Genomic DNA, 7990 nt, shown 5'->3' on the forward strand with positions numbered 1-7990 from the left:
GGAAATCGCGGCGAAGGACATGCGGCGGGTGCTCGACCTCGTCCACGCGGTGCACGAGAACACCACGTCAACCGTCCTGCCACAACAGGTTCTCGCCGGTGTCGCGTCCCTGGTCGGGTGCGACTCGGCCTGCTACGTCCGGCTCGACCCCGCCACCGAGCAGGTGACGATCCTCGCCGACGAGCCGTTCGGCAGCGACATCGGGCGCCGCCCGGAGTTCGCCCAGGTCGTCCGCGAACACCCGGTGTTGCACGCCTACCAGGCGGGGCTGATCGCCGGGAACACCTCGGTCGCCCTGAGCGACCTGGCGGACCGGAACCAGCTCTCCCGGCTCCGGCTGTACCAGGACTTCCAGAGACCGGCCCGCATCGCCGAGCAGCTCTTCAGCGTCGTCGTCACGGGCCGGTCGCGCTCCACCGCGCTGGCGTTCCACCGCGGACGGCGTGGCGTGCGGGCCCGCGACCGGGCGCTGGCCGACATCTTCTCCCGCCACCTCGCCCACGCGGAACGCCACCGCGACCAGGTCGGCAGGCTCACCGCGGCACTGCATGCCCTGACCAGGCACGAGGAAGGCCTGGCCAGGGCACGACCGCTGCTCGACGGCCTCACCGCGCGGGAACGCGACGTGGTCGAACACCTGGCCGCCGGTCTCACCGACCGGGAGATCGCCGGCAGTCTCGGCATCAGCCCCCGCACCGCCGGCAAACACCTGCAGAGCATCTACGCGAAGCTCGGCGTCGTGAACCGGGCCAGCCTCATCGCAGCGCTCCACCGGCAGCGGTGACGGTCAGGCGAACGCACAGACCGCGATCGTGGTGACCTGCCAGTTGGCGTTGTACCCGTCGTCGTCCTCGTGCACCGTCACGAGGGTGGCGTTGGTGTTGGGCACCGAACCGGTGATCAGCACCTGGCCGAGCGAGTTGATGAAGTCCCACCCGGTGGAGATCAGCCGTTTGCCCGCCGGGCACTGCTGGAACTCGAACGACGAGGTCGGCGAGCCCGGCACCGACGAGTTCTGCGGGAACACGACCTGGAGCCCGCCCGGGTCGAACGCGCAGATCGCGAACGCCGTGATCGACCAGGCTCCGGCGTTCCCGGTCTGGTCGGCGAACCCCTTGGTGTGGCTGGAAGTCTCGCCGGGGAACACGTCGTCGATGCTCACCTCCCCGAGCCCGCCGGTGATCTGGGCACCACCGCCGAGCGCCCGCCGCCCCGCCGGGCAGGTCGCGCTGAGCTCCGTCTCGAACCGCACCGCAGTGGTGGAAACGGCGTTGGTGATGATGTAACCGGACGGCCGGTTGGCGCACACCGCGAACGCCGTCACGCTCCAGTTCGCGGTCGTGCCGTCCTCGTCTTCGTACGCACCGACGAAGACGCTTCCCTCGCGCGGAACGACTTCGTCCAGCACGACATCGCCGCCGCCACCGTTGATCCGCGCGCCGGTCCCCACCACGACTTTGCCCGCCGGGCAGGAAGCCGTGGCGGACTTGAACTCCGAGGAGTTCGAGGCGCTCGTGGCGGGCGGCGCGATCTCCAGGCCGGGCACCGCCGCCGAGGCCGGACCCACCAGTCCGACCTGGACGGTCAGCAGCACCAGCAGTCCAGCCACCACACGACGTCTGTGACGTCCGTTCATCCGTTGACTCCCCCGCTTGCTCGATCAGCCGGCACGTCTTTCGTGCCAACAAGATGAGCGCACGCGGGCCCGCACCGCCACCATACGCAGTTGTGCGCAGGTTCAGCGGAGCTGGTCGTCGGTGTAGTACCCGGACTCCACCAGAACCTTGTGGTAGTTGGTCTTGTTGACGCTCACCGGGTTCAACAAGAACGCCGGCACGACCTTGACCCCGTTGTCGTAGTCGTTGAGGTTGTTGAGCTGCGGCGGCGTCCGCCCCTTCAGCACCGCGTCGGCCATCAGCGCCGTGACGGTGGCCAGCTCGCGGGTGTCCTTGTAGATCGTCGAGTACTGCTCGCCGGCGATGATGGACTTCACGGAGGCGAGCTCGGCGTCCTGGCCGGTCACGATCGGGAAGGTGGGCCCGTAGCCGTTGTTGTTCAGCGCGGAGAGGATGCCGAGGGAGATGCCGTCGTACGGCGACAGCACGCCGTTCACCTTGTTGCGGCGGTACGACGAGGCCAGGATCTCCTCCATGCGCTTGCGTGCGGTCTCGCCGTCCCACCGCAGCGTCGTCACGGCCTTGAATTCCGTCTGCCCGCTGCGCACGACCAACGTGCCGTTGTCGAGGTACGGCTTGAGCACGGACATGGCGCCGTTGAAGAAGAACGTGGCGTTGTTGTCGTCCGGCGAACCGGCGAACAGCTCGATGTTGAACGGCCCCTTGGCCGCGATGGCCTGCCCGTCGGCGGAACGCAGTCCCAGCCCGGTCAGCAACGACTCGGCCTGGTACACGCCAACCCGGAAGTTCTCGAACGTGGCGTAGAAGTCGACGTAGGGGCTACCTCGTAACAACCTGTCGTAGGCGATCACCGGAATCCTGGCGTCCGCGGCCTTTTGAAGCGGCTGCGACAGCGCGGACCCGTCCACCGAAGCGATGATCAGCAGCTTGGCGCCGGCGGCGATCTGGTCCTCGATCTGCTTCGCCTGCTTGGGCACGTCGTTCTCGGCGTAGCGCAGGTCGACCCGGTGTCCCTGCTTCTCCAGGTCTCGCTTGATGTTCTGGCCGTCGTGGATCCAGCGCTCCGACGAGGTGGTGGGCATGGTGACGCCCACGAGCGCCCCCTGATCCGTCTGAACTCGCGGGTCTGCGGGCGCTCCACACGCCGCCAGCAGCAGCGCGACCACCGGCACCACTGATCTGGACAACCTCATCCTGGCTCCTACTGCCGGATCAACACCGTTGTTGACGATCACCGCCGGGCACGCCGGAACACGCTGGACGTGTGATCCGGGCCACGAGCGGCTGTGAACGTTAACAAGCAGAGGTGGGCCGATCAAGCAAAGTGAGGGCAACCGTCTCCTTTCGCCACGGGACCGATACACCGACGTATCGGATACACTCGTGTATCGAGAGGCGGGTGGACCGTGGCGGAGAAGCGGGTGACCAGGCGACGAGCCGAAACACGGCAGCGACTCCTGCAGGCAGCGCTGGAAGTGTTCGCCCAGGAAGGCTTCGGCCGCTCCACCGTCGACCAGGTGTGCGCGCGTGCCGGGTACACGCGCGGCGCGTTCTACTCGAACTTCGCGACCCTGGACGAGCTGTTCCTCGCCGCGTGGGAGCACCGGTCGGCCGAACTGATCACCGGCATGCGGGAGGCGCTCGAAGTCTTCGAGCAGGCCGCGGTCAAGGACGTCCACGGCGTCGTCACCCACCTGCTGCGGGCCGTGCCGCTGGACGAGGACTGGTACCGCGTGAGCACCGAGTTCACCGCTCACGCGCTGCGCAACCCGCAGCTGCGCCGGACGATCGTCGAACGCGAGCAGGCCATCGCCGCGTCCTCGATGCCCTACCTGCTGGCGGCGCTGGCCGAGATCGGGCGCACGGTGCCGGATCCCGAGGCGCTCGGCCAGGCTCTCATCGCCGTGCACGACGGCACGGCACTGCAGTGCTTCAGCGAACCCGACAGTGTCATCGTCCAGCAGCGCCGGACCTCCTTGTTCGCCAACGTCATCACCGCGTACAGCATCGAAAGCAGGCAGAGATGAGTGACGAAGCAGACGTGATCGTGGTCGGGGCCGGGCTCGCCGGCCTGGTGGCGACCTACGAGCTCGCCAGGGCGGGACGCCGGGTGCTGGTGGTCGACCAGGAGAACCGTGCGAACCTGGGCGGTCAGGCGTTCTGGTCGCTCGGCGGCCTGTTCCTCGTCGACAGCCCCGAACAGCGTCGCAACGGCATCAAGGACTCCTACGAGCTGGCTCTGCAGGACTGGCTGGGCTCGGCCGGGTTCGACCGCGACGACGAGGACCACTGGGCCCGGCAGTGGGCGCAGGCCTACGTCCGGTTCGCCGCCACGGAGAAGCGGCAGTACCTGCACGACCTCGGGCTGCGGTTCACCCCCGTGGTCGGCTGGGCCGAGCGCGGCGGCGGTGTCGCGGACGGCCACGGCAACTCGGTGCCGCGCTTCCACCTCACCTGGGGCACTGGTCCGGAGGTGGTGCGGGTGTTCGCCGAGCCGGTGCTCGACGCCGAACGCCGCGGGCTGGTCCGGTTCGCGTTCCGCCACCAGGTTGACGAGCTGGTCGTCGAGAACGGCGCCGCGGTCGGCGTGCGGGGCACGGTGCTCGAACCGACCGATCTGGAGCGAGGCAAGGCGTCCTCGCGGGTGGCCGTGGACAGCTTCGAGCTGCGCGCCAAGGCCGTGATCGTCACGTCCGGCGGCATCGGCCACAACCACGACCTCATCCGCACCAACTGGCCGGTCGACCGCCTCGGCCCGTGCCCCGAGACGATGATCGCCGGTGTGCCCGCGCACGTCGACGGACGGATGCTCGCGATCAGCGAGACCGCGGGCGCCACCCTGGTCAACCGCGACCGCATGTGGCACTACACCGAAGGCCTGCACAACTGGGACCCGATCTGGCCCGACCACGCCATCAGGATCATCCCCGGCCCGTCCTCGATGTGGTTCGACGCCACCGGCAAACGCTTGCCCGCGCCGAACTTCCCCGGTTTCGACACCAACGCCTCGATGAAGGCGATCCTCTCGACCGGCTACGACTACTCCTGGTTCGTCCTCGACCAGACCATCCTCGGCCGCGAGTTCGTGCTGTCCGGGTCCGAGCAGAACCCCGACATCACCGGCAAGGACATCCGCAAGATGCTCGCCAGCCGTGGCGGCAAGGGCGCTCCCGCCCCGATCGAGGCGTTCAAGAACCACGGCGTCGACTTCGTCGTGGCCCGCACCGTCGAAGAGCTCGTCGCCGGCATGAACAAGATCGCGCGCGGCCCGCAGCTCGACGCCGCGCAGATCGAACGGCAGATCGTCGCCCGCGACCGCGAGGTGGCCAACGGGTTCTCCAAGGACCTCCAGCTGATGGCCATCGCCAACGCCCGCCGCAGCTGGGGCGACCGCCTGGTGCGGACCACGAAGCCCCACCGGATCCTCGACCCCGCCCACGGTCCGCTGATCGCCGTGCGGCTCAACATCCTCACCCGCAAGACGCTGGGCGGAATCCAGACCACCCTCGACTCCCAGGCCGTGCAGGCCGACGGCACCCCGTTCCCCGGCCTGTACGCCGCGGGCGAGGTCGCCGGCTTCGGCGGCGGTGGCGTGCACGGCTACAACGCGCTCGAGGGAACGTTCCTGGGCGGCTGCATCTTCTCCGGCCGCGCCGCCGGCCGCGCCCTCGCCCGCACGCTGGGCTGAGCTCAGCCGAAGATCTCGGTCTGCCGGGTGCGGGTGGTGTCGTTCCACCCGCACCGCTCCGGCGATCCTCGGGTTTCTGCGTGCTGCCAAGCCTTCTCGCCGGCGTCGCGTCCGCACACCCGCCACGAGCGCGGCCGAACCGAGCGTTCCGGCCTCTCCCCGCCTGGACGTAGGAGTCCTGAGACCGCGTCCGTCTCGGTGATCAGGAGGACCTCGTCCGCCGGCAGCCCGTCAGGGCCCCGGCCAAGTCGGGCAACCGTGTCGGACCTGGACTCATGGCGTTTGCAAGTACCACCAACTCAAGATCATCGGGCGTTCTGCTACTACCAACTGGCTTCGGTGGGCGAGCGGAACGCAGTTGGGTGTGGTTGGCGGCGGTTCGATCAAGACTTGGTGGTACTTGCAGACGCCAATCAGTTAGGCCCTACCAGCAACAACACGACTTTGCGGTCCTCGCGATCAGCTGTGGACAGCGGCACGACCGGTCTCGCTCCTGGTGATCAGCCGCAGGAGGGAGAGCCTGGTGACCACGCCGACGACCTGTCCCTCGTCGAGCACGGGCACGCTCAGGACCTCGTACCGGGTCATCGCGTCGAACAACGCCGCCGCGGGCGTGTCCGTCGTGGCCACGAGCACCGGCTGCGACATGACGTCCTGGACGTGCGGCGAGGCCACGCCTTCCTTGCCGCGCAACACGTCCACCGCCGTGACGACGCCGAGGAACACGCGCTGGTCGGCGACGGGGAGCATGGTGAGGCCGAAGTCGTCCATGAGCCCGGCGGCGTGGCGGGCGAAGTCGCGCGGCCCCACCGTGACGAGCGGGCGGACCATCGCGTCGGCGGCCTTCATCGCGTGCTCTCCGCGAGTTCGCGGTCGTTCACCGGGATGACGACGATCGGCGCGTGGGCGTGCCGCACCACGTGCATGCTCGTCGAGCCCAGGACGATCTGCCGGATCCGGTGCCCGGTGTGCGAGGCGACGACGAGCATCGCGGCGCCCTCGGAGGCGCGTTCGAGCGTCTCGGCGGCGTCACCGCGCAGGCTCTTGCGAACGACCTCTGGCATGTTCTGCCGCCGCGACCCTGCCGCCTGCAACGCCTTCTCGACGACGGCCTCGGACTCGGCCTGGGCCCGTTGCGCGGTCGTCTCGGCCCAGTCCGTGAGCGCCTCGAAGTTCCAGGCGTTCACGACGTGCAGCGGGCATCCCCGCACGACGGCCTCTTCGAGTGCCCATTCGAGGGCCCGGTCGGACGCGGGTGTTCCGTCGACACCCACCACGATCGGCTTGGTGCTCATGACCTTTTCCTCCTCGGTGTTGTCAGCTGGTCCGCAGGCGGCGCAGGAAGGGGTCCGCGTGCTCGGCCGGTGCGACGCGCACTCGCGCGTCCACGACCACGCACCCCTCGTCCGTCAGCACGAGCGGGTTGATGTCGAGCTCCTGGACCTCGGGCAGGGCGCCGGCGAGCTCCGCCACTCGCAGCAGGACGTCCCGCACGGCCTGCTCGTCGGTCTGCGCGAGCACGTGACCCGCGGTGCGGAAGCCGTGCATCAGGTCGTCGGCGTCCGCTGTGGACAGTGGTGCCAGTGCCGCGGCACGGTCGTCGAGCAGATCGGTGTCCACACCACCGAGCCCGGTGACCACGAGCGGCCCGAACTTCTCGTCGGTCACCACGCCGACCAGCAACTCCCTGCCGCTGGACGCCATCGGTTGCACGAACACACCGCGCAACCGGTCGCCGAACCGTTGCCGGAACGCGCGGAACGCTGCCGCGACACCACCCGCGTCGGTGACGTTCAGTTCCACGCCGCCGCCCTTGCTCTTGTGCAGCAGGTCGTCGGCCACCGCCTTGAGGGCGACGGGGGTGTCGTAGGCCTGTTGTGCCGCAACGGCGTGCTCTTCGGTCGTCGTGAGCGTCCCGCCCAGCACCGGCAGCCCGAACGCGGTCAGCAGCGCGACCACGTCGTCCGGTGCCAGCCAGCCCTCCTCCCCGGCCACGACCGCCTTCGCGGCGTCGAGGTCGATCCGGTTCAGGCGCGCGAACTCCCTCGGGCGCGACAGCCATTCGGTGCGGTCCGCCAGTCGCGCGAGTGCCGCGGCCGCGCGTGCCGGCTCGGCGTAGCAGGGAATTTCGCCCGCGAGCCGTTCGGTTTGGCCGGTGCGCACGGCGAGCACGGGCTTGCCGTCGACGTTGTGCACGCCGCCGGTGGGGTCGCCGAGCGCGGTCGGGACCGTCACGGTGATCACCGCGTCGACCGCGGGGTCGGCGCCGATGACGTCGAGGCAGCGGGCGAAGGTCTCCTCGTCGACGACCGCGGTGGTGTCGACCGGGTTGTGCACGCTGGCCGTCGCGGGAACCAGTCGTGCCAGGGCTTCGCGGGTTTCCTCGCCGAGCGCGGCCAGGCGCAGTCCGTTGTGGACGCAGGCGTCCGCGGCCAGCACACCGAGTCCACCGGCGTTGCTCAGCACCGCGACCGACCGTCCGCTCGGGAGCGGTTGCCAGCTCAGCGCCATCACGGCGTCGGTCAGTTCCGGCACGCTGTCGACCGCGATCACGCCCGCCTGGCGGAACAGCGCGTCCCTGGTGACCGAGGGCGTCGCGGTGGAGGCGGTGTGCGACGCCGCGGCACGTTGCCCTTCCTCGCTGGTGGCCGCACGGATGGCGAGC

General features: G+C 69.5%; 8 protein-coding genes. 3 read left to right on the forward strand and 5 right to left on the reverse strand.

The features are described from left to right. Window positions 1-784, forward strand: a 784-nt coding sequence (locus ACFOWZ_RS04470) for a helix-turn-helix transcriptional regulator (RefSeq protein ID WP_382369069.1), incomplete at its 5' end; no start/stop codon positions are given. Window positions 785-787: 3 nt separating this feature from the next. On the opposite strand, the gene ACFOWZ_RS04475 is transcribed toward ACFOWZ_RS04470, so the two are convergent. After that, window positions 788-1636: a hypothetical protein gene (locus ACFOWZ_RS04475; protein ID WP_382369072.1), complete on the reverse strand. Its 849-nt coding sequence runs from the start codon at window positions 1634-1636 to the stop codon at window positions 788-790. A gap of 102 nt (window positions 1637-1738) precedes the next feature. Beyond that, window positions 1739-2830, reverse strand: coding sequence for a multiple monosaccharide ABC transporter substrate-binding protein (gene chvE / locus ACFOWZ_RS04480; protein ID WP_382369075.1), 1092 nt, complete (start codon window positions 2828-2830; stop codon window positions 1739-1741). A 228-nt stretch (window positions 2831-3058) separates the two neighbouring features. Between chvE and ACFOWZ_RS04485 the strand changes: the two genes are divergently transcribed. Continuing rightward, window positions 3059-3664, forward strand: a complete 606-nt coding sequence (locus tag ACFOWZ_RS04485) for a TetR/AcrR family transcriptional regulator (protein ID WP_382369078.1) — start codon at window positions 3059-3061, stop codon at window positions 3662-3664. Continuing rightward, window positions 3661-5325: an FAD-binding dehydrogenase gene (locus tag ACFOWZ_RS04490; protein WP_382369081.1), complete on the forward strand. Its 1665-nt coding sequence runs from the start codon at window positions 3661-3663 to the stop codon at window positions 5323-5325. Before ACFOWZ_RS04485 ends, ACFOWZ_RS04490 begins: the two co-directional genes overlap by 4 nt. 459 nt (window positions 5326-5784) lie before the next feature. On the opposite strand, the gene ACFOWZ_RS04495 is transcribed toward ACFOWZ_RS04490, so the two are convergent. The 3 genes from ACFOWZ_RS04495 to ACFOWZ_RS04505 all read right to left on the reverse strand — a co-directional run. Then, window positions 5785-6174, reverse strand: coding sequence for a CBS domain-containing protein (locus ACFOWZ_RS04495; RefSeq protein WP_382369084.1), 390 nt, complete (start codon window positions 6172-6174; stop codon window positions 5785-5787). Next, window positions 6171-6620, reverse strand: a complete 450-nt coding sequence (locus tag ACFOWZ_RS04500) for a universal stress protein (RefSeq protein ID WP_382369087.1) — start codon at window positions 6618-6620, stop codon at window positions 6171-6173. The genes ACFOWZ_RS04495 and ACFOWZ_RS04500 overlap by 4 nt, the downstream gene beginning before the upstream one ends. A gap of 22 nt (window positions 6621-6642) precedes the next feature. Next, window positions 6643-7990 (reverse strand): acetate--CoA ligase family protein (locus ACFOWZ_RS04505; RefSeq protein ID WP_382369090.1); only part of this gene is annotated, 1348 nt, incomplete at its 5' end.

It is taken from the genome of Lentzea rhizosphaerae, assembly GCF_042649515.1.
Lineage (GTDB): Bacteria > Actinomycetota > Actinomycetes > Mycobacteriales > Pseudonocardiaceae > Lentzea > Lentzea aerocolonigenes.

What these genes read in the sequence shown, in the direction of transcription:
- ACFOWZ_RS04490 (WP_382369081.1), top strand. Translation starts at nt 3,661, where the DNA reads ATGAGTGACGAAGCAGACGTGATCGTGGTCGGGGCCGGGCTCGCCGGC.
- chvE (WP_382369075.1), bottom strand. Translation starts at nt 2,830, where the DNA reads ATGAGGTTGTCCAGATCAGTGGTGCCGGTGGTCGCGCTGCTGCTGGCG.
- ACFOWZ_RS04500 (WP_382369087.1), bottom strand. Translation starts at nt 6,620, where the DNA reads ATGAGCACCAAGCCGATCGTGGTGGGTGTCGACGGAACACCCGCGTCC.
- ACFOWZ_RS04475 (WP_382369072.1), bottom strand. Translation starts at nt 1,636, where the DNA reads ATGAACGGACGTCACAGACGTCGTGTGGTGGCTGGACTGCTGGTGCTG.
- ACFOWZ_RS04495 (WP_382369084.1), bottom strand. Translation starts at nt 6,174, where the DNA reads ATGAAGGCCGCCGACGCGATGGTCCGCCCGCTCGTCACGGTGGGGCCG.